Here is a 24204-nt window from a genome sequence, read left to right on the forward strand (position 1 = left end):
GCGAGGGAATCGAATCATGTCACAAACTACCGTGCTGGCATTGCAGGGGCTAACCTGCATGAATTGCGCACAACGGGTAAAAAAAGCCCTGGAAAGCCGCAACGATGTTGAACAGGCAGAGGTTAATGTCCATTACGCCAAGGTCACTGGCGATGCGCCAAGTCAGGCACTGATTGATAGCGTGATTGCCGCCGGCTATCAGGCCGCTGTGGCGCAACAGGCAGATACCGAACTGCAGTTGAATGGCCTGAGCTGCATGCACTGCGCCGCCAGCACGCGCAAAGCGCTGGAAGCCGTGCCGGGTGTGATCGCCGCCGACGTCAGCATTGATAGCGCTAAGGTTTATGGCGATGCCGCTCCCGAGGCGCTGATCGCCGCGGTTGAGGACGCCGGATATCATGCCAGCGTTACCGGAGCCATCATCCCCCCAAAATCTGAGCCGTTGACTGAAACAGCGCCAACTTTGCCGGAAACCCAGGCAGCGGCCCCGCATTCCCTTCCGGTAACCCACAATGATGATGATGACAGCGTGCAGCTGCTGCTCAGCGGCATGAGCTGCGCCAGCTGCGTCAGTAAAGTTCAAAATGCGCTGCAGAACGTACCGGGCGTAGCGCAAGCACGCGTTAACTTGGCAGAGCGCAGTGCGTTAATCACTGGCAGTGCCGATCCGCAAACACTGGTCGCCGCAGTCGAAAAAGCCGGCTACGGCGCAGAAATGATCCAGGACGAAACCGAACGCCGCGAACGCCAACAGCAGACTGCGCAGGCTAACATGAAGCGCTTCCGTTGGCAGGCCGCGCTGGGGCTGGCGCTGGGTATTCCGTTGATGGCATGGGGGGTGTTCGGTGGCAGCATGTCGCTGACGCCGGAAACGCAGCGCCCATGGTTGCTGGTCGGCCTCATAACCCTGGCCGTCATGGTGTTTGCCGGCGGGCACTTCTACCGTAATGCCTGGCGCGCGTTGATGAACGGCAGCGCGACCATGGACACGCTGGTGGCGCTGGGTACCGGTGCAGCCTGGTTATATTCGATCAGCGTAAACCTGTGGCCAGATTTCTTCCCAATGGCGGCGCGGCATCTGTATTACGAAGCCAGCGCCATGATCATCGGTTTGATTAATCTGGGTCATGCGCTGGAACAGCGCGCTCGCCAGCGTTCATCACAGGCGTTGGAACGGCTGTTGGATCTAACACCGCCGACGGCACGACAGGTAACCGAAGAGGGTGAGAAGAGTATTCCGTTAGCGCAAGTGCAGCTCGGTATGACATTGCGCCTGACTACCGGTGATCGTGTCCCGGTTGACGGTGAGATCATTCAAGGTGAAGTCTGGCTGGACGAAGCAATGCTGACCGGCGAGGCAGTCCCCCAGCAGAAAAGCATTGGCGACACCGTTCATGCCGGTACGGTAGTCGATGATGGCACCGTCTTGTTTCGAGCAGGCGCTATCGGCAGCAAAACCACGCTGGCGCGCATCATTAAGTTGGTACGTCAGGCGCAAAGCAGCAAGCCAGAGATTGGCCAACTGGCGGACCGTATTTCTGCGGTATTCGTCCCCGCAGTCGTCGCCATCGCACTGTTGAGCGCCGCAATTTGGTACATCTTTGGTCCGCAGCCGCAATTGGTTTACACGCTGGTGATCGCCACCACGGTGCTGATTATTGCCTGCCCTTGTGCGCTAGGGCTGGCAACGCCGATGTCGATTATCTCTGGCGTAGGACGCGCTGCGGAATTTGGCGTGCTGGTACGCGATGCCGATGCATTGCAGCAAGCCAGCCAGCTGGACACATTGGTCTTCGATAAGACCGGTACTCTGACAGAAGGCCAGCCACGCGTAGTGGAGATCCTCACCTTTGCCCCGATAAGCGAGCAACAGGCGGTGTCTTGGGCTGCCGCGTTGGAACAAGGTGCCAGCCACCCTTTGGCACGGGCCATCGTGGATCATGCCGGTGAACAAGCGTTGCCGCAGGTTGAGAAGTTCCGCACCCTGCGCGGCGCCGGCGTCAGTGGCGAAGTGGACGGCGTGAAGCTCCTGCTAGGCAATGCGGCACTGCTGCAACAGCATCAGGTTGCGATCACCGCTGAGCTGGATACTCAGATGCAGCAACAAGCGGAACGCGGTATTACGCCAGTGTTGCTGGCTGTCGACGGTAAACCCGCTGCGCTGATTGCCATCCGTGATCCCCTGCGTAACGACAGCGTTGAGGCGCTGCAGCGCTTGCATCGCCAGGGCTATCAACTGGTGATGCTGACCGGTGACAACCCGGTGACGGCTAACGCCATTGCCAAAGAGGCCGGTATCGACCAAGTCATTGCCGGTGTGCTGCCAGAGGGTAAAGCCGAGGCCATTAAACGGTTGCAGGCACAGGGCCACCGGGTAGCCATGATCGGCGACGGCATCAACGATGCCCCGGCGCTGGCGCAGGCCGATGTCGGCATCGCAATGGGCAGTGGCAGCGATATCGCGATTGAAACCGCCGCCATCACCCTGATGCGTCACAGCCTGAACGGCGTTGCCGATGCGCTGGAACTGTCTAAAGCCACGCTGCGGAATATGAAGCAAAACCTGCTCGGGGCCTTTGTTTACAACACGCTCGGCATTCCTATTGCCGCCGGCGTCCTGTATCCGTTGACAGGTACCCTGCTCAGCCCGGTGGTCGCGGGTGCCGCGATGGCGTTGTCTTCTATCACCGTCGTCAGTAACGCCAACCGGTTGCTGCGTTTTAAACCCAAACGCTGAATGCCGACGGGGCGCAAATCACTGCGCCCCGTTTCCTTTGAGATAATTCCTTCACTCTTCAGGCTTTCTTGTATGCCGGTTAGCGTTTAGCATGGGGAAAAGGTTACGCCCTTTCCCTTTCAAGCTGAAAGGCGAACAAGTTCTCCAGGAGTCACGTTGTATGGGTCAACTGTTACGTCGTATCGCTGCCTTTTTCGGTCTGATTTCCCCCATGACCTACGCTTACCCGGCACTCGACATCCGCTTGCCTGGCGATCGCCAGTTCCATTTGGTCGGCAGTATTCATATGGGCACGGTGGATATGGCCCCGCTGCCCGCTAAACTGGCCGCGCGCCTCAAGCAAGCAGATGCCTTGATTGTTGAAGCCGATATCACCGACTCCGCCTCTCCTTTTGACCACGTTGAACGGCAACCGGAACTTGAACAAAGACTCTCCGAACCCGAGTTCCAGCAGTTATTAACGCTATGCCAGGAATTGGGCACGGATGCAGAAGCATTCTCTACTCTGCCCGGCTGGCAAGTGGCGCTGATGATGCAGGCACGACAGGCTCAGCGGCTTGGCCTGCGTGCCGAGTACGGGGTGGATTATCAGTTATTGCAGGCCGCCAGGGCGCAGCATAAAAAGGTGATCGAGTTAGAAGGTGCACAGCAACAGTTGGCGATGCTGGAACAGTTACCGGAAGGCGGCATGGCGTTGTTGCGCGATACGTTGGAACACTGGCACACCAACGCCCGCCTGCTGCAAACCATGGTGAGTTGGTGGTTGGATGCAAAACCCAGAGGCGCACTGGAAACCCTGCCCGCTACGTTCAGCGCGGGTTTGTATGATGTGTTGATGCATCGGCGCAATCGCGACTGGCGACAAAAACTGGAGAGATTGCCGGCGGGTAATTACGTGGTAGCGGTAGGTGCGCTGCATTTGTACGGCGAAGATAACCTGCCAGCGATGCTGCAAGCAGAGTAAAAAAGTGGCCAATATCGCTACTGGCCAGTCAAAGAGGAATTTCTTGTATTTTAGTTATACGCATAGCAACCGTGTTAACGGTTACAATAGACAGGGTAGCAACCTAGTGAACATATTGGCAACCCGCTTTACGTAACAGTCTCTCAGGTTGCTGTTACCGTTATATTTTTGTAATTTTGTTGCCTCGCCTTACAACTTCCCCTCAGGGGGAAAGAGGAAAATACCATGACGCCCGCAGTGATCCTGCTTGAGAAACAAAAGGTCGCATTTACCCTTCATCCGTACCATCACGACAGTGCAGAAACCCATTTCGGCGATGAAGCAGTACAGAAGCTTGGGCTGGATGCCGACCGCGTCTATAAAACGCTGCTGGTAGCACTGAATGGCGATGCCAAGCACCTGGCCGTCGCGGTTACCCCGGTCGCCACTCAATTAGATCTGAAAAAGGTCGCCCGTGCGCTGGGTGCGAAGAAAGCTGAAATGGCCGATCCGCTGTTGGCTCAGCGTGTTACAGGTTATTTGGTGGGGGGCATCAGCCCACTGGGGCAGAAAAAACGGCTGCCGACGGTAATCGACAGCCCTGCGCAGCAGTTCGCCACCATTTACGTCTCTGGCGGCAAACGCGGGTTGGATATCGAGCTAGCCGCAGAAGACCTGTGCCGATTACTTTCAGGTAGCTTCGCCGATATCGCCAAACGCGACTGAACAGCCGGGAACATCTGCCCCCAGCCCCCCGTGTAAGTCCCCCGTCTCATAGATATAACGATGAGACGGGGCGAGCGGGCACAGCCACCGAAAAGACAACGTTGACGATGAAGGGTAAAACTTACTGATAGACGATCTCACCCTTCGGCTCATACGCCGCCGCATCCAGCGGTGAGTGCTTCTCGATATATTGCTTCAGCACTTCAGCATCGATAAAACCGGTATTAACATAGCTCGGCAGGGTATCCAGCTTCGGATAGCCATCACCGCCCAACGCATTGAAGTTCAGGGTCGCCATGCGGTACGTTTTATCAGCCTGTAGCGGCTCACCGTTGATTTTGACATTGCTGACGCCCTGTTGGCCGTCCGCCGTCAAGCTGACATTGGCAAACTGCGCGTAGGCCCCGGAATCCACTTTCATATTGGCCACTACCGCCAGGTATTTCACTACGTCGCTGCCTTTCATCTCGACGTAGACCAACGTATTGCCAAATGGCTGTACCTTAAGCACGTTCTTGTAGGTAATGTCGCCCCCCTCAATCGAGTCACGTACACCACCCCCACTCATCACCGCAAAGTCAGCTTCGGCACGTTCCATTTGCGCAGCCAGCAGCACGCGCGCCAGATTGGTCTGTACGAAACGCACCTTGCTGCGATCGCCCTCCAACTTTCCGTTCACGCTGCCAATTTTCACGTCCAGTTGTGCCTTGCCCTTCTCCTGGAACGGCGTCAGCAGCTTCATCATCGACGGATCTTCTGCGATCTGCTGGGTGTAATACACGCGTTCACTGGTACCGTCGGCTTTCTCTACCTTTTTCTTCAGGTTGACCGGGATCAGTTGATAATGCATCAGCTTCAGCTCGCCGTTACGGAACTGGAAATCGGCGCGGCCCACATACTTACCCCACTCATGCGCCTGCACGATCCAGGTGCCGTTCTGACGATCCGGCGAGCACGACGTGCCCGGCACATAATCCACCTGCTTGTGGTTCTCACTGGCCATGCAGACAGGATCCTGCGAGTGACCACCGACAATCATGTCCAGATAGCCGGCAGGCAGGCTGCGCGCCATTTCCACGTCGCCAGGCGCGTTGGAACCGTGCTGGCCGTCATCATAATGCCCCATATGGGTCGCAGCGATAATCACGTCCGGCTTTTCGTCCTTACGCAATTGCTCGACCACCTGTTTGGCTTCCTGCGCTGGCACGCGGAACTCGATGTCGGTGAAATATTCCGGGTTACCAATCTTGGCTGTATCATCGGTCGTCAGACCGATAACTGCGATCTTGATGCCCTGCTTATCAAATAAGGCATAGGGTTTAAATAAGCGTTGCTGGGTGCTTTTCTGATAAATGTTGGCCGACAACAGCGGGAAGGTCGCCCATTTTTCTTGTTGGCGCAATACGCTGAGTGGATTGTCGAATTCATGGTTGCCAATCGCCATCGCATCGTAGCCCACCAGATTCATGCCGCGAAAGTCCGGCTCGGCATCTTGCAGGTCTGACTCAGGTACACCGGTATTGATATCACCGCCCGACAGCAGTAGTAGACTCCCGCCTTTGGCTGCAACATCCTGGCGGATGCTGTCGACCAACGTCTTCTGCGCGCCCAAGCCATACTCACCGTGATCGTTCTGCCAAAAATGACCGTGGTGATCGTTGGTGTGCAAAATGGTGATGTCGTAGGTCTTATCCTTTTCCCAGGCGCTGGCGGCTCCCGACAGGAAAGTCAGGGACACAGCCAAGGCGCATGCGGTGGTCTTGAACGAAAAGCGCATGGCGGAACTCCATATGATTATTAACTGTTTTTTTGAGATGGACGAAAGTGTAGCGCGAAACGAAGGCAACTAATTTCAATTTTTTGAGATGTGCGTCAAATTATGTCGGATATGGCAAATATTGACCAACTTGCTAAGATATCTGCTCTGTCCTCTAAAACTTACCAGGCTAATAATAAAATGACCGACCGTAGCGATACTGCCATGCCACCGGCCAAAGGCAGCGCGGTTAAAGGGACTGCATTCTCGATTCTTGGTGCCATCAGCGTCTCTCACCTGCTTAACGATATGATTCAATCGCTGATCCTGGCGATTTACCCGATTCTGCAAGCCGACTTCAGCCTCAGTTTCGTACAGATAGGTATGATTACGCTGACCTATCAGCTAACAGCGTCTTTATTGCAACCCCTGATTGGCTACTACACGGATAAGCATCCGCAGCCGTATTCGCTGCCGATCGGCATGGGCTTTACCCTGTGCGGGTTACTGTTGCTGTCTGTCGCCAATACCTTCCCGCTGGTTCTGCTGGCAGCGGCACTGGTTGGCACCGGCTCTTCGGTGTTCCACCCGGAGTCCTCTCGCGTAGCACGCATGGCTTCCGGTGGTCGACATGGCCTGGCGCAGTCGCTGTTCCAGGTTGGCGGTAACTTTGGCAGTTCCCTTGGGCCACTGCTGGCAGCGTTGATTATCGCGCCTTATGGCAAGGGTAACGTCGCCTGGTTTTCATTAGCGGCACTGTTGGCTATCGTCGTGTTATTGCAGGTCAGCAAATGGTACCAGCTGCAGCATCGGGCAACAAAAGGTCAGCCTAAAACGGCCTCTTCAGTGAAACAGCTGCCAAAACGTACCGTTACCTATGCCATTGGCATTCTGCTGATACTGATTTTCTCCAAATACTTCTACCTGGCGAGCATAAGCAGCTATTACACCTTTTATTTGATGCATAAGTTCGGTGTTTCAGTGCAAAATGCCCAGTTCCATTTATTTGCATTCCTCTTCGCCGTGGCGGCAGGAACCATTATTGGCGGCCCTATAGGTGACAAGATAGGAAGAAAACGGGTCATTTGGGGCTCAATCCTCGGCGCAGCCCCCTTCACACTTGTTTTACCCTACGCATCACTCTATTGGACCGGCATTTTGACGGTGTTTATAGGAGTAATCCTCGCGTCAGCGTTCTCCGCCATTCTGGTTTATGCCCAAGAGCTTATTCCGGGTAAAGTCGGCATGGTTTCCGGTTTATTCTTCGGCTTTGCCTTTGGTATGGGCGGGTTAGGTGCGGCAGTTCTTGGTTATGTCGCAGATTTGACCAGCATCGAGTTAGTCTATCAAATATGTGCTTTCCTGCCGTTAATCGGCATTATCACTGCGTTACTGCCCAATATCGACCATAACTCGCAATAACCCTGCTTTAACACCGGTTGAATGCTGCCATTCAACCGGGTCTTCCTCAACACAAATCCATGTTATTTGACTTATTAAGTGTTAAATCCCCTCATTGGCTAGTAAAAGACGGAATCCTCTGCTTTTTCACAAAATAGCTCAATTTAGCTAAGCGCAACGCGAAAAAATGCAATAAACTAAATGTATCTTTTCGTAACTTTGTTGCGTTTCCCCTCTGCTGCCATGCATAGCTAGAAGGAGTCTGGATGCATAATTCAACACCGTTAATCACCACCATTGTCGGAGGGTTAGTACTCGCCTTCCTCCTCGGTATGCTGGCGAATCGCCTGCGCATCTCCCCGCTGGTGGGGTACCTTGCCGCAGGTGTGCTCGCTGGCCCTTTTACCCCCGGTTTTGTTGCCGACACCTCGCTGGCACCGGAACTCGCGGAAATCGGCGTGATTCTGTTGATGTTCGGTGTTGGCCTCCATTTCTCTCTTAAAGACCTCCTCGCAGTAAAACATATTGCCATTCCCGGTGCCGTGGCACAGATTGCCGTCGCCACCTTGCTGGGTATGGGATTGTCGAAGCTGTTGGGCTGGGATTTGATTTCCGGTCTGGTGTTTGGTCTCTGTCTGTCCACAGCCAGTACCGTGGTGCTACTGCGGGCACTGGAGGAACGCCAGTTGATCGATAGCCAACGCGGGCAAATCGCCATCGGCTGGCTGATCGTCGAAGATCTGGCGATGGTGCTGACGCTGGTGTTACTGCCCGCGTTCGGCAATATGCTGGGCAATAACAACGCCAGCAGCGGCCAGTTGCTGATTGAACTGGCAATGACCATTGGTAAAGTTATCGCCTTTATCGCGCTGATGATTGTGGTTGGCCGTCGCCTGGTGCCGTGGATCCTGGCGAAAACCGCAAGTACCGGCTCCCGCGAGCTGTTTACCCTGGCCGTATTGGCGTTGGCACTCGGCATTGCCTATGGCGCAGTGAAACTGTTCGACGTTTCATTTGCACTGGGGGCATTCTTTGCCGGTATGGTGCTAAATGAGTCGGAGCTGAGCCATCGAGCGGCCCACGACACCTTACCGCTGCGCGATGCCTTTGCCGTCCTGTTCTTTGTGTCGGTCGGCATGCTGTTTGATCCAATGATTTTGATCAACGAGCCTCTGGCGGTATTGGCAACGCTGGCAATTATCGTGTTCGGTAAATCACTAGCAGCCTTCCTGCTGGTGAAAATGTTCGGTCACTCCAAACGCACTGCGCTGACCATCTCTGCCAGCCTCGCACAAATCGGTGAGTTCGCCTTCATTCTGGCTGGCCTTGGGATCACGCTGGGCATGATGTCAGAACACGGTCGTAATTTGGTGCTGGCCGGGGCCATCTTGTCGATTATGTTGAATCCGTTGCTGTTCACGCTACTCGAGCGTTATCTGGCCAAAACCGAAACCATCGAAGATCAGATACTGGAAGAAGCGGTAGAAGAAGAGAAGCAGATCCCGGTGGATATGTGCAACCACGCGCTAGTGGTGGGCTATGGCCGTGTTGGCAGCCTGCTGGGGGCCAAATTAGCCGAAGCGGGCATTCCGCTGGTGGTGATCGAGAATTCGCGCCCACGGGTTGAGGCACTCCGTGAACAAGGCATCAAAACGGTGCTGGGTAATGCCGCCAATCCAGAAATTATGGATCTGGCACGGCTCGACTGCGCACGTTGGTTATTGCTGACCATACCTAATGGTTACGAGGCCGGTGAAATCGTGGCCTCTGCGCGGACCAAACGGCCAAACATCGAAATTATCGCCCGTGCGCACTACGATGATGAAGTCGCGTATATCTCCGATCGCGGCGCAAATCAGGTGGTGATGGGTGAGCGGGAAATTGCCAACAGCATGCTGAATATCCTCAAGTTGGATACACTGACCGAAGAAGAGAAAATGGGCGGCTGTCCGATCTGATGTGACGGGTCATCGAGATAAAAAAGGTCCGGCATGCCGGACCTTTTGCTTTTTACCGTTCCCAGTAAGACTCTTCCAGGCTATCTTCCCGCTCTGGCAAGCCACGCGTCAAACGTGGTGAGTGCTGGTTCAGCACCTGATAACTGACACGGTTAGCGTATTTACACACCTGCGCCAACGAAGAGTAGGTCAGATAACTGCGAACGTGCTTGCTGGAGTTAGGCACGTTATTACGGTGGTAACCGTTGGCCGCGATATCATGCAGCAGTGCCGACAAGGCCCCATCACCGGCACCGTTGGTGTTCATGATTTTCTCAGGCCCGCCCATGTATGGCGCGATATGCGAATAGATGCGGAACGGATTTTCACAGCTTTCCCGGCGCATGGCACGGCTGAACTCATAGCGGTTGAATTCGGCAATATGCCCCGGCAACAGCGGATGCTGGGTCTCCCGCTTATTGGACTCTTCGGTGTAACCCGCCATATACAAGCCATTTGGCCCCGCGGTGCACAGCACCAGATCCACCCATTCAAGCGCCATGTCAGAAGCGGTGAGTGGATCGCTCAACCCGGTCAACTCCAACGCTTCATCTTCGTTCATCGCCAGAATTGAGACGTGTTCTTTTAGGAAATCACGCCACCACTGTGGATTGTCGGCAATGACATACTTGGTTCCCAGCGTCAGTACGACGGGTACATCGTGCTTTTTGGCAAATTCGATCGCCTGCATGGTGGCAGCAGGCATCGGCTCACCTTCCTTGCAACGCACCAGGTAAGATGTCAGCACTAGCGCAGAAGCCCCGGCAATCACCTCTTCCTTCACGCTTTCCGGTCGCAGTTGATTCATCTGCCCAGGGCTGATAGCAAAGGTACGCTCACCGCTTTCGCTAATCAGCGTAAAGCAGCGGCCAATGGCACCGTCAACCGCCTGCAGGTGGTTAAGATCGGTACGGCTGGAGGTGTTGCACAGATAGCGATAGGCATAGCTGCCGATCTTGATGTTGCTGCACATCACGCCGAGCAGGACCGAACGGTCATCTGCCAGTACCGAATAGTTGTGCAGCGTATTGCCGATGGTGCCGCCGGCAAATTGATGGGTGATCAGATTATTGTCGAGCAATTCCTGATACAGCGCTTCGGCGACGTCATCCTCAATCACCAGAGAGTGCCCCAGGCTCAGGCCATAGCGCTGGACGAAAGTGTCATCCACTTTTGCCTCAATATCCACCAGCGTCTGGTCGATACCGACGACATAAGAGGTGCTGATTTCATTTTCAGGTTGAACCTGCTGTAAAAGCGGATCGCGGGCGTTCACCGGAAAATAGTGTTTGGACTTACGTTTACCAGGAAATTTCATTTAATTGGCGGCAGTGGCAGTTAACAGGCAGAGAATGTTAGCACATTCCTGCCCGATTGATGATGGCTGTCACCATTTTGCGCATTGAGGATCAGAAGCGCTGTGCCACCAGTTGCTGCATCATATCAATATGCGCCGGATCGTCGTTCAGCGCAGAGATATACTCGAACTTCTCACCGCCGGCATGAAGGAAGATCTCGCGGTTTTGTTCCTTGATCTCCTCCAGCGTTTCCAGACAGTCCGCCGAGAAACCGGGGCAGATAAGCTGAATATGCTTAACGCCCTGCGCGGGTAAGCTCTTGAGCGTTTCATCGGTATAAGGCGTCAACCAGGGCTCGCGACCAAAGCGCGACTGGTAGGTCATCATTACCCGATCCGGCGCCAGCGGTAAGGTGGCCGTCAGCGCGCGCAAAGTGTCTTCGCAACGCTGCGGGTAATCGTCGCCCAGGCGCGCATAGCGCTTGGGAATACCGTGAAACGACAACACTAAACGATCCGGTTGACCATGCTCGGCGAACGAGCGTTCGACGCTTTCACGCAAAGCAGAAATGTAGGCCGGGTGTTCGGCATAGTCGCGGATAAAGCTGATCGACGGCAGGCGACGGTATCCCTTCAATATGCGGGCCACGCCGTCCCATACCGCTGCACTGGTGGAACAGGAGTATTGCGGGTATAACGGCAGCACCACCAGATTGGTTACCCCCTGCGCCAACAGCTTGTCTATCGACTCCCCAAGGCTCGGTGAGCCGTAGCTCATGCCCAATTCAACCGGCGTATTTGGCATACGAGCGGCCAGCGCACGCTGCTGACGACGGCTGTAGACCAGCAATGGCGAGCCTTCGTCCATCCAGACCGACTTATACAGCTTTGCCACCCGCGGCGAACGGATTGGCAGGATCGCACCGTTGAGGATCGGCCACCAGATCAGTGGGGCGGTATCCACAACGCGGTCGTCACTGAGGAATTCCTTCAGATAGCGTTTTACCGCCGACGAGGTCGGAGCATCCGGCGTGCCCAGGTTCACCAGCAATACCCCGTGTTTCTCTTGCTTCATCTCAGTTCCCCTTGATTCCTTGCAAGCTAACCCCCCGTTCTGGGTCAGGGGGTTAACGTCGATTAATGGCGCCTATTGTAACGGAAAAGCGCCTCGTCGGAACCGATATCAGCAACAGGCGTTGCCCATGATAAAGGGAATGGCAGTTAGCCCTGTGCCAAGCGCCAGACGGCGGCTACATTACGCGCAGTGACTTCCAGGTTATTGGCCGCCTCCGCCAATGCGTCCTCTAACGAGACGACACGATCGAGCACCGAAAAGGCCGCGTCAATGCCATGTTGGTGCACCACCTGATAATCTTTCGACAGGCTGCCGGCAATGCCGATCACCGGCAAACCATAACGCTTGGCTACCCTCGCAACGCCAATCGGCGTTTTACCGTGGATTGATTGGCTATCGAGCCGCCCTTCGCCGGTGATCACCAGATCGGCATCGCGCAATGCCTCGTCCAGCCCCAAGGTTTCAATCACGATCTCGATGCCCGGTCGCAGCCTGGCGTTGAGCATACCAAGCAATGCGGCCCCCATGCCGCCCGCCGCACCGGCCCCCGGCATATTGATCACCTCACGGCCGGTTGCTTGCTCCAGCAAGGTGCCGTAATGACGCAGCGCCGCGTCCAACTGCGCAACCATTTCTGGTGTTGCCCCCTTTTGCGGGCCAAACACTGCAGAGGCCCCATGCGCACCACACAGCGGATTATCTACATCACAGGCCGCGGTCACACTGACCTGCTGCAAACGTGGATCCATGGCTGAAAGATCGATATGCGCCAGCTGCGCCAGTGCCGCGCCGCCCGGTAGCAATAGATTTTGTTGATCATCCAGCAGCTTGGCACCCAGCGCCTGCATCATACCGGCGCCACCGTCGTTAGTGGCACTGCCGCCGATGCCAAGAATAATCGCCTTCACACCGCGTTCTAGCGCTGCCAGTATCAGTTCACCGGTACCGTAGCTGGTGGTGATCCGTGGATCACGCTGCGCTTTGGGTGCCAGGTGCAGGCCAGAGGCCGCAGCCATCTCAATAACGGCGGTTTCCTCATCCCCCAGCAACCCGTAAAAAGCCTGTACCGGTTGGCCCAACGGCCCCGTAACCTCAACCCTGACGATTTCCCCGCCGGTAGCGGCGACCATTGAATCCACCGTACCTTCACCGCCGTCTGCCATCGGCAGCTTTACATACTGCACGTGAGGGTAGACTTGGCGGAACCCACGCTCAATAGCCTCGGCCACCTCCAGCGCGCTCAGGCTCTCTTTAAACGAGTCCGGAGCAATAACCACTTTTTTCAGCGTTTTCATCAGTATTCCTTATCCCGCCAGATTAAATACGCCAAACATCAACGCCGAGACGGTTGCAATAGTGAAGCCGATCAAGGTTTCATACGGCAACAATTTCAACCGCTGATGCACCGCCATATTGACGCTGCCACCTGTGGCGTGGAAGAAACTGCCGTGTGGCAGATGGTCCAGCACTGTCGCACCGGCATGGATCATCGCCGCCCCAGCCAGACCACTGACGCCCAGTTCCAGTAATGTGCTGCTGAATACGCCAGATGCCACCGCGGTACCCGCCGTCGTCGACGCAGTCGCCATCGACATCAGTGCCCCAGACAGCGGCGCAAGCAGCCAGGCCGGCATACCGGTGTGGGTCAGGCCGTTAATCAATGCATCCTTCAGCGCCGAGTTGGCGATAATACCGGCCAGCGTGCCGGTACCGAGCAGCATAATTGCCACTGGAGCCATACGGGACAGCCCAGAAACCATAAACTGATTGCACTGGCGGATTCGGCCCATCAGCAATGCCCCCACCAGCCCCCCGGCCGGCAGCGCAATCAGCGGATCAATGGCGATGCCCGCAATGGGACGTAACGACAGCAATACAATGGCAACCAACGGCGCACTGATCGCCGCCGCAAAGCCCGGGCGAGACCCTTCGGCATGTTGAGTCAACTCCTCCGCCATCACCTTGTCACCCTTGTTACTCAAACGCCGGGCAAGCAGATAAGCCACCACCAATCCGCACAGGCCAGGCACGATACCCGCCATCATCACAGAGGTCAGCGGTACGTGGAAGTTGTCGGCAGCCGCAATGGTGTTTGGATTTGGCGACATCACGTTACCGGCCTTACCCCCCCCGATCATCGCCAGCAAAATGGCGGCGCGTGATATTCCGGCCTTTTGAGCGATTGAAAGTGCGATGGGTGCCACAGTGATCACCGCTACGTCGATAAATACGCCGACCGCAGTCAGGATCAGTGTAGCCACCGCCAGGGCCAGCAGCGCGCGGGTTTCTCCAACTTTACGAACGATAGTTTCAGCAATCGTGTGTGCGGCACCGGACTCAATCAGCACCCCGGCCAGCACACCGGCCGCCAGAATGCGCATCACGGCATTGGTGATGCCCTGAGCACCGGTAATCATCAGTGTCACGGTCTGCACCAGATCGGCGCCGCCGCATAACCCACCGGCCAATGCACCGGCAATCATGCCGTAGGCAGGTGGGACCTTGCGTAGAATCAGGACAATAGCGACGATCAATGCGACCAGTGCCCCAAGCGTGGATACCGTTGTCATTATTATTTTCCCCGTTGTTGGTGTGGGGAAAACATATCCTGAGCCTCAGGCTTTAGCGTGAGAGAAAGCCACAAAAACGTGCGCGGCTGTCCGCCACAAAGTTGTGGCTTTACACAATTCAGTCGTGCATCAACATGCCGATATACAACTGCAATGCATCAGTTAACTGATTGATTTTTAGCCCCGTAATAGCCTCAATGCGCTGCAGGCGGTAGCGGAGTGTATTGACGTGAATATGAAGTTCGGCGGCGGTCTGCGTCTGATCACAATTCCGCGAAAAATAGTGCCGCAGGGTGCTACGCAATACCCCTTTTTCATCGCTGGCACCTAATACCTGCCAAGGCCGAGAAAGCTCCTGGGCACGCCAATCCTCACCTAAGTCACACAGTAATGAGGGCAACGGAAAATCTTGATAGAACAGCGTTTTATGGCGCAACTTCAGTCGCTGCGCCATCGCCTGCGTAGCGCGTGCCGTCAGATTTGAACGATGCAGCCCCGATTCACCGTTAAAAAAACCGCCGATGATCAGGCGCAGGTTAAAGCGCGATTGAAGCTGTGCCTGCAACTGCTGAGCCTGCTTGCGCTCCTGTTTCAAACTCCATTTGCCTTGCACCAGGCAGGCAGGCCGCAGCAGGATCATTTCATTGAAGCCCGTCATTGCGATCAGTGCTTCACGTTGGGTGTGTTCCAACTCTGTCAGCAGTTCACGCAGAAAATGCGGCTGGGGATCCTGCAATTCAACTATCCAGACAATACGCGGTTGTTGCAGATCCAACCCCAAATAGGCAGCCATCGCCTCCAGTGAGGCCGATGCCGGTTGCGGTTGCAGTAACTGATTCGCCAGTTCCTCGCGGTAGCGTTTTTCCCACTGGTTTTGATCCAGCAAAGCCGCCTGCTCCACCATCAGCTCCGCCGCCATTTTCACCAACTCGGCATAGGCACGCACCTGTGCCGGCTCACCGGAAATGCCGATCACTCCCACCTGCTGGCGACGAAAACTGAATGGCAGGTTGATGCCGGGCCGAACACCTTTCAAATGCGTAGCGGTCACCGCATCGATTTCCACCACGCGATCCTCTGTCAGTGCCAACACTGCGCCTTCATGGCGTTGAAACAGTCGTGAGGGATTGCCGGAAGCAATGATGACACCATTGCTGTCCATCACGTTGACGGAATGATTGATGATGCCCATCGCCCGCTGCACGATCTGGCGTGCGGTGGATTCTGCCAGCAAATTAGTGGGTCTGTGCATACCGGCTCCTGCTATGCATGGAAATGCTGGCAGTTATACGCCATTTTCCCGGCGTTATTAAAGATCGGTGCCGCAACAAGCCGTAGCGATCACACTTCGGCGGCAAAAGACAAAAAAAACGCCAGGCCTAAGGCCTGGCGTTACGCACAGCAATAAAAACCGATCAGCCGAGGATGGTCGCCAGTTCTGCGCTCACTTCGGTCACTTTACGGGTGCCGTCGATTTTACGGTATTGGGTGTTACCTGCTGCAGCTTCTTTGCTGTAATAGGAAATCAGCGGTGCAGTCATCTGATGATATTCCACCAGACGTTTACGTACGGTTTCTTCCTGATCGTCTTTACGTGTCGTCAGCTCTTCACCGGTCACGTCATCTTTACCTTCCACCTGCGGCGGATTGAATTTAACGTGATACACGCGGCCAGAAGGCGCATGTACGCGACGACCCACGATACGATCAACGATCAGTTCGTCTGGCACGTCAAATTCCAGCACGTAATCCACGTTGATACCGGCTTCTTTCATCGCGTCAGCCTGTGGAATAGTGCGTGGGAAACCGTCAAGCAGGAAGCCATTACGGCAATCTTCCTGGGTGATGCGTTCTTTAACCAGTGCAATTACCAGTTCATCGGTCACCAGCTTGCCGGCGTCCATGATCTCTTTCGCCTGCTTGCCCAGTTCACTGCCGGCCTTCACGGCTGCGCGCAACATATCACCAGTAGAGATTTGCGGAATACCGTATTTCTCCATGATGAATTGAGCCTGAGTACCTTTACCAGCGCCCGGAGCGCCCAGCAGAATGATACGCATTGCGTAAATCCCCTTGCTATTATTCCCTTCGTCTTTCAAACCGCAGCGTTGTTGGCTGCGCACACTCATCCCAGCCACTTACCAAAGTAAGCTCCCGGGTCTCACGCGCTTGCCGTCTGGCCGCAAATTGAAATCTTTTGGGTATTAAGTTTTTATAAAATTGCGAAAACGCTCAACCATACCATTTCAGGGGGGGCTGGCTCAAGATACGCGAGGAAATCGATTGCGGAACACAGGGCGTAAAACAGAGGATAAAACGCGGAAAATCAGTGATAAAACAAAAAAATACGCCCCTAACACGCAGGCCAGGGGCGTATACAATCGGAATTATGCGGACAACAGCTTATTCATGCGGCGAATAAACTGGTTTGGATCTTCCAGTGTGCCACGTTCAGCCAGCAGCGCCTGATCCAGTAACAGGTCAATCCATTCAGCGAATTGTTCGTTATCACCCACGTCGGATGCGCGTTTGACCAGTGCATGCTCCGGATTCAGTTCGAAAATGTATTTTACGGCCGGTGCTTCCTGGCCGGCAGCGGCAAACAGTTTCGCCATCTGGGTACTCATTTCGTCGGCATCGGTGATCACGATAGCCGGCGTATCCGTCAGGCGGTGCGTCAGGCGCACATCCTTCACACGATCCCCCAGCAGCGTTTTCACGCGATCAACAAACGGCTCCAACTGCTTCTCAGCGGCCTTCTGCTCTTCGGTTTCATCCGCCAGCTTGTCCAACGCCTCGTCCGCCTTGCTGACCGACTGGAACGGCTTACCGTCAAACTCAGTCAGGTAGCTCATCATCCATTCGTCAATGCGATCGGACAGCAGCAGTACTTCGATGCCTTTCTTACGGAACAGCTCCAGGTGCGGGCTGCTCTTGGCGGCAGCATAGCTGTCAGCAGTGATGTAATAGATCTTCTCCTGCCCTTCCGCCATCCGGCCAACGTATTCATCCAGCGAAACGGTTTGCGCCGAGCTGTCGCCGTGAGTGGAAGCAAAACGCAGCAGTTTGGCAATGGCTTCTTTGTTGCCGCCATCTTCCGCTGGACCCTCTTTCAACACCAGACCGAACTGCTGCCAGAACTTTTGGTAGCCTTCGGCATCGTCTTTAGCCAGCTTTTCCAACATCTGCAATACGCGCTTGGTCAACGCACCGCGCAAGTTTTGCGTCACGCGGCTGTCTTGCAGAATTTCACGCGAAACGTTCAGCGGCAGATCGTTGGAATCTATCAAACCACGCACAAAACGCAGGTAATTCGGCATGAACTGCTCGGCGTCATCCATGATGAATACGCGCTGCACATACAGCTTCAAACCGTGCTTGTGATCGCGGTTCCACATATCCCAAGGTGCCTGTGCCGGGATATACAGCAGGCTGGTGTATTCCTGCTTACCTTCAACCCGGTTATGGCTCCAGCTCAGCGGATCGGTAAAGTCGTGCGCGATATGCTTGTAGAATTCTTTGTATTCTTCGTCGGTAACGTCAGCCTTGCTGCGGGTCCACAAAGCCTGCGCTTTGTTGATTTTTTCCCAGGTAACGGTGCCGTCTTCTTCGTTTTTGGTTTCAATCTCAACAGGCAGTGCGATGTGATCAGAGTATTTGCCGATCACCGAACGCAGACGCCAGGCATCGAGATATTCATCTTCGCCTTCGCGCAGATGCAGGGTGATCTCAGTTCCGCGATCTTCTTTGCTAATGTCAGCGATGGTGTAATCACCTTCACCAACGGACTCCCAGAACACGCCCTGATCGGCCGCGGCGCCGGCAGCGCGGGTGCGCACGGTCACTTTATCCGCCACGATGAACGCGGAGTAGAAGCCCACGCCGAACTGACCGATCAGTTGGCTGTCTTTAGCCTGATCAGAGCCGATAGACTCCAGGAAGGCCTTGGTACCTGATTTGGCAATAGTGCCGAGGTTCTCAATCACTTCTTCACGGCTCATACCAATGCCGTTATCAGCAATGGTCAGCGTACGCTTGTCTTTATCGAAGGACAGACGTACGCGCAGCTCGCCGTCACCTTCATACAGCTCAGGCGTAGACAACGCGCGGAAACGCAGTTTGTCGGCGGCGTCTGAGGCATTGGAGATCAGCTCGCGCAGGAAAATTTCTTTATTGGAGTACAGCGAATGAATCATCAAATGAAGCAGTTGTTTTACTTCAGACTGGAAACCACGGGTTTCTTGACCTTTCATACTCATTGATTACCTCAAAGACAATTTACCCGTCGCCTTTCAAGCCACAGCGTTGCTACCTGCACTCGCTGCAATTTGAAATTCATAGGGTATAACTAATAAAAGCGGACAATGAGGATCAAGTGGGGATAAGGGTGTTGTTTTTCAAGCGACTGGCGGGAAATTTTTGCAGAATAACTGGCGGGGCCAGATAGCCCCGTCAGAGGAAAACATCAATACTTAATGACGTGGCGACCTGCCAATGAATGTGACAGCGTGGTGCCGTCAACCATCTCAAGTTCGCCACCCACCGGCACGCCGTGGGCTATGCGGCTGGCAACCACACCATACTGACCACACATTTCGGCAATATAGTTGGCGGTCGCCTCGCCCTCCACCGTCGGGTTGGTGGCCAGGATCACTTCGGTAATGCTTTCTTTTTCCAGCCGTTGCTCCAGCCTGTCCAAACCAATATCGCCAGGCCCAATGCCGTCCATCGGCGACAAATGGCCCATCAGCACAAAGTAGCGGCCGGCGAACTGGCCGGTCTGCTCAATGGCGTGAATATCAGCCGGGCTTTCCACCACACAGATCTGGCCGTTTTGTTGACGGCGCGGATTGGCGCAGATGGTGCAAATATCTTGCTCGGTGAACGTGCGGCAATCGGCACAATGGCCAATTTCCGACATGGCACGGGTCAGCGCCTGCGCCAGGCGCATTCCGCCGCTGCGATCGCGCTGCAACAGCTGGAATGCCATACGCTGCGCCGATTTAGGGCCTACGCCCGGCAGGCAACGCAACGCCTCCATCAGTGTTTCAAGGAGCGGGCTGGTTTGCATCAGAACGGCATCTTAAAGCCAGGCGGCAGTTGCATGCCATTGGATACAGATGCCATCTTCTCTTTCTGGGTTTCGTCGATACGGCGTGCAGCGTCGTTGATTGCCGCCGCGATCAGATCTTCCAGCATATCTTTGTCGTCTTCCATCAGGCTCGGATCGATCTCCACACGACGGCAGTTGTGCGCGCCATTGATGGTGACTTTCACCAGGCCAGCACCAGATTCACCCGTCACTTCCAATTTGGCGACTTCTTCCTGCATCTGCTGCATTTTTTCTTGCATTTGCTGGGCTTGCTTCATCAGGTTGCCCAGACCGCCTTTACCAAACATAGTCGTCTCTCGTCGCTAGGGCCGCGCACTTTACGCGGCGTTTAAATGGGGCGAATACTCTCTTCATCCAGATCCGCGTCAAAAAAACGACGCAGCGTCTGGATATTGGTATCCGCAACGATCGACTGACGCGCCTGCGCCAGTTTTTCTTCATAAATGGCTTGTCGCCACTCCAGCGGAGTCCGCTCCGCCGGATTATCGTCTTCCACCACGGTCAACTCAACCGGGCTGCCATACAGCTCGCTGAGCGCATCCGCCAGCACCTTCTGCGCCGAAGGCGAGTTCAGATGACGCTGTGACGACCGCAGATGGAGACAAATCTTACCCGGTTCCAGCCGTTGTTTAACCGCGTTTAATGCCAGTTGCTGTACCAGTTTCGGAATTTTTAGCTTATCGATTTCCGCTGCCCAGGCATCGCGCTCCAGCGACTCAACCACCAGCTTAGCTGACAGTTCGGGCGTTTTCTCATGCTCAAGCGCGGTGCGCAGCGCTTTTGGCGTCGCCAGCGGCTCAGGTTCGGCCTCTGGCTCGGTCAGTGCACGCCAGCGATAAGCTTCCGGCTTGGCCGGTTTTTCATTTACGAGCTTTTCCGCCTGGCGCTGCTGGCTGCGCTCAGTCACGGAAGCTAACCGCTCCAGTGCTGAGTTTGCCGGCCGCGCTTTTCCTGGCGCTGCCGGCTCACTCTTTTTTGGTGTGGATGCTCCCTGCTGCCGTAACAGTTGGGTTCGCGCCTTTAATAATTGCGCGGTGGCATCCGGTAGATTTGCCGATTGATTGGTCTGTGGTGCAGCCTGCCCTAACGGCGGCGGCGCATCCTGAAACTGTGGTGCCTGAGCCAGTTGAGACTGCGGCTGTGCCAGTTGCACGGGCGCCGTCTGCACCATTGCCACCGGCTCTGGGATCACCGCTTTCGGGTGAAATGCCAGCGCACGCAGTAAGGTCATTTCAACCCCCATACGGCGATCCGGTGCAAAAGCCAGCTCTTTACGCCCGACCAGCAGCGTTTGGTAATAAAGTTGCACGTCAGTCGGCGGCAAAGTACGCGCTAACTCACGCAACCGCTGTTCGATAGCGGCGTAATGGTTGTCCAGCACTGATGGCAGCAGTTGCACCATCGCGATACGGTGCAGCAATGCCAGGGTTTCGACGAGCAAATTCTCCCAATCGACCCCGCGCGAAGCGGCCTGCGCGACTTGTGCCATCACCTTTTCGCCATCGGCGCTCACCAACGCTTCGAGAATAGCCAGTGGCTGTTCGTCGTCGAGTGTGCCAAGCATCTGGCTGACCGTAGCGGTGGTTACCTGCCCCTGCCCCATGGCAATCGCCTGGTCAGTGAGGCTCAATGCATCGCGCATGCTGCCGTCAGCGGCGCGCGCTAAAAGCTGCAATGCACGCTGATCGCTGGTGATATGTTCTGCCTGCAGTACCGTTTCCAACTGGCTGCGGATCTGATCGACATCCAACGCCTTGAGATGGAATTGCAGGCAACGTGACAGAATGGTCACCGGCAATTTTTGCGGATCTGTGGTTGCCAGCAGGAATTTGACATGCGCAGGCGGCTCTTCCAGCGTTTTCAACAGCGCATTAAAGCTGTGGCGCGAGAGCATGTGCACTTCGTCAATCAGGTAAACCTTGAAGCGACCACGAGCGGGTGCATACTGGACGTTATCGAGCAGATCGCGAGTATCTTCCACCTTGGTTCTGGACGCGGCATCAATCTCGATCAGATCGACAAAACGCCCCTGCTCAATCTCGCGGCAGTTATCGCATTGGCCGCACGGTGTGGCGGTGATGCCGGTTTCACAGTTCAGGCCTTTGGCCAGCAGGCGCGCAATGGTGGTTTTACCCACGCCACGCGTTCCCGAGAACAGATAGGCGTGATGAATCCGCCCCAGCGAGAGGCCGTTAGCCAGCGCAGTCAGGACGTGTTCCTGTCCGACAACATCTGCAAACGTTTGAGGGCGCCACTTACGGGCAAGAACCTGATAGCTCATTAATACCGGAAAAGTCGAGTAATCTGGAGGGTCATGCTAACACAGGCCCGCGCCGATCCGCGAGACCGTTTATCCCCTTCATCTTTCGTGCCATCGCGTTGTTAGCTTCAGGCCTCACTCCAGTCGCTTACTTGAGTAAGCGCCTGGAACTCACGCGCTTGCCGCCTGACGGTGACACGAAATCTTTCGGGGATATCAATTTTAGATCAGTGGCCGGCGAAATTGACCAGGCTGTAGCATTCGATACCCAAGCCATTCAAACGCGCTTCACCGCCAAGATCCGGCAGGTTGATAATGAATGCTGCGTCTTTAACTTCACCGCCCAGGCGGCGGATCAGTTTTGCCGTTGCCTCAATGGTGCCACCCGTCGCCAGCAGATCGTCAACCACCAGCACTTTATCACCTGCGTTGATAGCATCGGTGTGGATTTCCAGCTTGTCAGTACCGTATTCCAGCTCATAGCTTTCGCTGAGGGTCGCACGCGGTAGCTTGCCTGGTTTGCGTACGGGCACAAACCCCACGCCCAGCGCCAACGCAACAGGAGCGCCAAACAGGAAGCCACGCGCTTCGGTGCCCACCACTTTGGTGACGCCCGCTTCGCGGAAGCGCTCAACCAGCAATTCAATACTGGCAGCATAGGCCAGCGGGTTTTCCAGCAGGCTGGTGACGTCACGGAACAGTATGCCCGGCTTAGGGTAATCCGGGATGGTTTTGATACTGTCTTTAATAAACTGAAGCTGCTGCGCAGTAGCGGTCATAATTATTGCCTGATAAAACTGCCTAATGACTTGCGCGCAGGTCGTCTTAAACCCAATCCCGCGATAAACAGGAAAAGGGGAGCACCCCGCGCACGAAAACGCCCAAATCTATGCAAACTGGCGGACAAATGCAACTGTCGCCTGCATCTTTCAAGCTGCAGCCTAAAAGCTACTGGCCATCATAAGCCATAATCAGCGCTGTTTTTGTTGCGACAGGTCAGCAACAGGTAGACGCAGCATAAAGACCAGCAGAATGGCCAACATCAATAACAATAATCCACGAACCCACCAGATTTTAACCAACCACAGCGAAACCGAAAAAGTCAGCACAATCACCAACACGGCCTTCCATTTCGCCCCCGGCGGCAATGCGCGATGCTGCTGCCAATGACGCAGGTAAGGCCCGAACCATGAACGGTACAGCAACCAAGAATGGAATCGCGGCGACGAACGTGCAAAACACCAAGCGGCCAGCAACAGGAACGGCGTCGTCGGTAACAACGGCAATACCACGCCCAGCGTTGCCAACACCACCGCCAGCCAACCGAGGACAATCAATAACCAACGCGTCATGCCACCCCTTAGTGCTTCATCCTGTTGCCGCCTACTTTACCACCGGCATCTGCCGCATCGCCAGCCACTGCAGCCGGAATATGCGCGTGACGCTTGTTTCACGGCGTGATCGCGGGCAAGCTGAACCCAATCTCATTGTCATGGAGCCAACGTGAGCACTCAGCGTCTTTTACAGGTGTTAGAACAACAGATCACCGTACTCGCCGGTGAAATCACACCGCGCGGTGATGCCCCCATTCCGCAGGCACGCTTTGACACAGCGCTGTTTGCCAATCGCGGCACGCGTCTGCGCGATTACCTGACGGAAGTGCAAAAGAATTTTACGCAATTGCAGACCGCAGCCAACGACAATCGCACGACGCAGGTTGCCTTCTTGGCCGAGCGGCTGGTGGCGCAGATCACCGCTCTACAGCGTGAACTGGCGACTCAGGCACTGCGCCGCAAGAATCAACCCAAGGAAGTGGCGGCAGTCGATTTGTACCACAAGCTGGCTGAGCATCAGGATTATGAGCGCCGAATCATTGCAATGATTCAAGATCGGGAAAGTCTTTTAGGAAGACAAACGACGTTGGCCGCACAGCAAAAATTACAGCATGAACTCGCGGCGCTGGAAGGTCGCTTGATGCGTTGTCGCCAAGCGTTGGCACGCATTGAACGCAGTATTGAGCGCAAAGAAAACGGTTTTTGAAGATTTATCACAATATTTTAATGATTATTCCCCTCTGAGGATCTTGTTCACTATACTCAGCCGAAGCGAAGCATCACTCATTCATCTCAATTAAACGTGGGTTTTATGTCTCTAGAAAATGCCTCTCCAGAACTGCAACTGGCGGTAGACCTGATTTACCTGTTGGAATGCAATGAAATCGATCCAGCCACCGCACTGGCGGCGTTGGATATCGTCAAACGGGATTACCAGGAAAAGCTGCAACGCAATGGCGTGACCTCTCCCTACCTGCCCGTCGGGCAGTAAAAAG

Annotated in this window: 20 protein-coding genes and 1 other annotated feature; of the genes, 7 read left to right on the forward strand and 13 right to left on the reverse strand. The window is 55.2% G+C overall.

The window, feature by feature from the left end; translation table 11 throughout:
* The first annotated feature begins 16 nt into the window (after positions 1 to 16).
* The 3 genes from copA to ybaK all read left to right on the forward strand — a co-directional run bounded on the left by copA (position 17) and on the right by ybaK (position 4406).
* Positions 17 to 2737 (forward strand): copper-exporting P-type ATPase CopA, encoded by a 2721-nt coding sequence (gene copA, locus JOE25_RS15075; protein WP_209636458.1) that lies wholly within the window; start codon positions 17 to 19, stop codon positions 2735 to 2737.
* Between the two features lie 160 nt (positions 2738 to 2897).
* Positions 2898 to 3701 (forward strand): TraB/GumN family protein, encoded by an 804-nt coding sequence (locus JOE25_RS15080; RefSeq protein WP_209636460.1) that lies wholly within the window; start codon positions 2898 to 2900, stop codon positions 3699 to 3701.
* A gap of 225 nt (positions 3702 to 3926) precedes the next feature.
* The gene (gene ybaK / locus JOE25_RS15085; RefSeq protein WP_209636462.1) at positions 3927 to 4406 is read left to right on the forward strand and encodes a Cys-tRNA(Pro)/Cys-tRNA(Cys) deacylase YbaK; all 480 of its coding nucleotides are present in this window, start codon (positions 3927 to 3929) and stop codon (positions 4404 to 4406) included.
* A 121-nt stretch (positions 4407 to 4527) separates the two neighbouring features.
* Here the strand turns inward: ybaK and ushA are convergent, their stop codons facing one another.
* The gene (gene ushA, locus JOE25_RS15090; protein WP_209636464.1) at positions 4528 to 6183 is read right to left on the reverse strand and encodes a bifunctional UDP-sugar hydrolase/5'-nucleotidase UshA; all 1656 of its coding nucleotides are present in this window, start codon (positions 6181 to 6183) and stop codon (positions 4528 to 4530) included.
* Between the two features lie 180 nt (positions 6184 to 6363).
* Between ushA and JOE25_RS15095 the strand changes: the two genes are divergently transcribed.
* Positions 6364 to 7584 carry an MFS transporter gene (locus JOE25_RS15095; protein ID WP_209636466.1) on the forward strand — a complete coding sequence of 407 codons (1221 nt, stop codon included), beginning with the start codon at positions 6364 to 6366 and terminating at the stop codon, positions 7582 to 7584.
* Positions 7585 to 7829: 245 nt separating this feature from the next.
* Positions 7830 to 9521, forward strand: coding sequence for a YbaL family putative K(+) efflux transporter (ybaL, locus tag JOE25_RS15100; protein ID WP_209636468.1), 1692 nt, complete (start codon positions 7830 to 7832; stop codon positions 9519 to 9521).
* Positions 9522 to 9573: 52 nt separating this feature from the next.
* Here ybaL and JOE25_RS15105 read toward each other — a convergent pair whose 3' ends face one another.
* The 12 genes from JOE25_RS15105 to JOE25_RS15160 all read right to left on the reverse strand — a co-directional run bounded on the left by JOE25_RS15105 (position 9574) and on the right by JOE25_RS15160 (position 23227).
* Positions 9574 to 10878 carry an inosine/guanosine kinase gene (locus tag JOE25_RS15105; protein ID WP_209636470.1) on the reverse strand — a complete coding sequence of 435 codons (1305 nt, stop codon included), beginning with the start codon at positions 10876 to 10878 and terminating at the stop codon, positions 9574 to 9576.
* 91 nt (positions 10879 to 10969) lie between these two features.
* Positions 10970 to 11932, reverse strand: coding sequence for a ferrochelatase (hemH, locus tag JOE25_RS15110; RefSeq protein WP_209636472.1), 963 nt, complete (start codon positions 11930 to 11932; stop codon positions 10970 to 10972).
* Positions 11933 to 12078: 146 nt separating this feature from the next.
* Entirely contained in the window at positions 12079 to 13227 is a 1149-nt protein-coding gene (locus JOE25_RS15115; RefSeq protein WP_209636475.1) for a glycerate kinase, read from the reverse strand.
* Positions 13228 to 13236: 9 nt separating this feature from the next.
* On the reverse strand, positions 13237 to 14502 hold the full coding sequence (locus JOE25_RS15120) for an SLC13 family permease (protein ID WP_209636477.1): 1266 nt from the start codon (positions 14500 to 14502) through the stop codon (positions 13237 to 13239).
* A gap of 118 nt (positions 14503 to 14620) precedes the next feature.
* On the reverse strand, positions 14621 to 15754 hold the full coding sequence (locus tag JOE25_RS15125) for a sugar diacid recognition domain-containing protein (protein WP_209636479.1): 1134 nt from the start codon (positions 15752 to 15754) through the stop codon (positions 14621 to 14623).
* Between the two features lie 163 nt (positions 15755 to 15917).
* Positions 15918 to 16562: an adenylate kinase gene (gene adk, locus JOE25_RS15130; protein WP_209636911.1), complete on the reverse strand. Its 645-nt coding sequence runs from the start codon at positions 16560 to 16562 to the stop codon at positions 15918 to 15920.
* Between the two features lie 327 nt (positions 16563 to 16889).
* On the reverse strand, positions 16890 to 18755 hold the full coding sequence (htpG, locus tag JOE25_RS15135; protein WP_209636913.1) for a molecular chaperone HtpG: 1866 nt from the start codon (positions 18753 to 18755) through the stop codon (positions 16890 to 16892).
* Between the two features lie 212 nt (positions 18756 to 18967).
* Positions 18968 to 19573: a recombination mediator RecR gene (gene recR / locus JOE25_RS15140; protein WP_209636481.1), complete on the reverse strand. Its 606-nt coding sequence runs from the start codon at positions 19571 to 19573 to the stop codon at positions 18968 to 18970.
* Positions 19573 to 19902: a YbaB/EbfC family nucleoid-associated protein gene (locus JOE25_RS15145; protein WP_012005575.1), complete on the reverse strand. Its 330-nt coding sequence runs from the start codon at positions 19900 to 19902 to the stop codon at positions 19573 to 19575. Before JOE25_RS15145 ends, recR begins: the two co-directional genes overlap by 1 nt.
* A 41-nt stretch (positions 19903 to 19943) precedes the next feature.
* On the reverse strand, positions 19944 to 21896 hold the full coding sequence (dnaX, locus tag JOE25_RS15150; protein WP_209636484.1) for a DNA polymerase III subunit gamma/tau: 1953 nt from the start codon (positions 21894 to 21896) through the stop codon (positions 19944 to 19946).
* Positions 20547 to 20611 (reverse strand) — a sequence feature (DnaX frameshifting element). Its footprint overlaps the gene before it by 65 nt.
* A 206-nt stretch (positions 21897 to 22102) precedes the next feature.
* A complete protein-coding gene (gene apt, locus JOE25_RS15155) occupies positions 22103 to 22654 on the reverse strand; it encodes an adenine phosphoribosyltransferase (RefSeq protein WP_037425226.1) in 552 nt (183 codons plus the stop codon).
* Between the two features lie 192 nt (positions 22655 to 22846).
* On the reverse strand, positions 22847 to 23227 hold the full coding sequence (locus tag JOE25_RS15160) for a DUF454 family protein (protein WP_209636486.1): 381 nt from the start codon (positions 23225 to 23227) through the stop codon (positions 22847 to 22849).
* Between the two features lie 151 nt (positions 23228 to 23378).
* Between JOE25_RS15160 and JOE25_RS15165 the strand changes: the two genes are divergently transcribed.
* Together JOE25_RS15165 and rsmS are read left to right on the forward strand one after the other, a co-directional pair.
* Entirely contained in the window at positions 23379 to 23915 is a 537-nt protein-coding gene (locus tag JOE25_RS15165) for a primosomal replication protein (protein ID WP_209636488.1), read from the forward strand.
* A gap of 105 nt (positions 23916 to 24020) precedes the next feature.
* Positions 24021 to 24200: a pleiotropic regulatory protein RsmS gene (rsmS, locus tag JOE25_RS15170; RefSeq protein ID WP_020825528.1), complete on the forward strand. Its 180-nt coding sequence runs from the start codon at positions 24021 to 24023 to the stop codon at positions 24198 to 24200.
* The last annotated feature ends 4 nt before the right edge of the window (positions 24201 to 24204 follow it).

Origin of the sequence: Serratia sp. PL17, from assembly GCF_017832355.1 — a bacterium.
In the GTDB taxonomy this organism is placed as follows: Bacteria; Pseudomonadota; Gammaproteobacteria; order Enterobacterales; family Enterobacteriaceae; genus Serratia.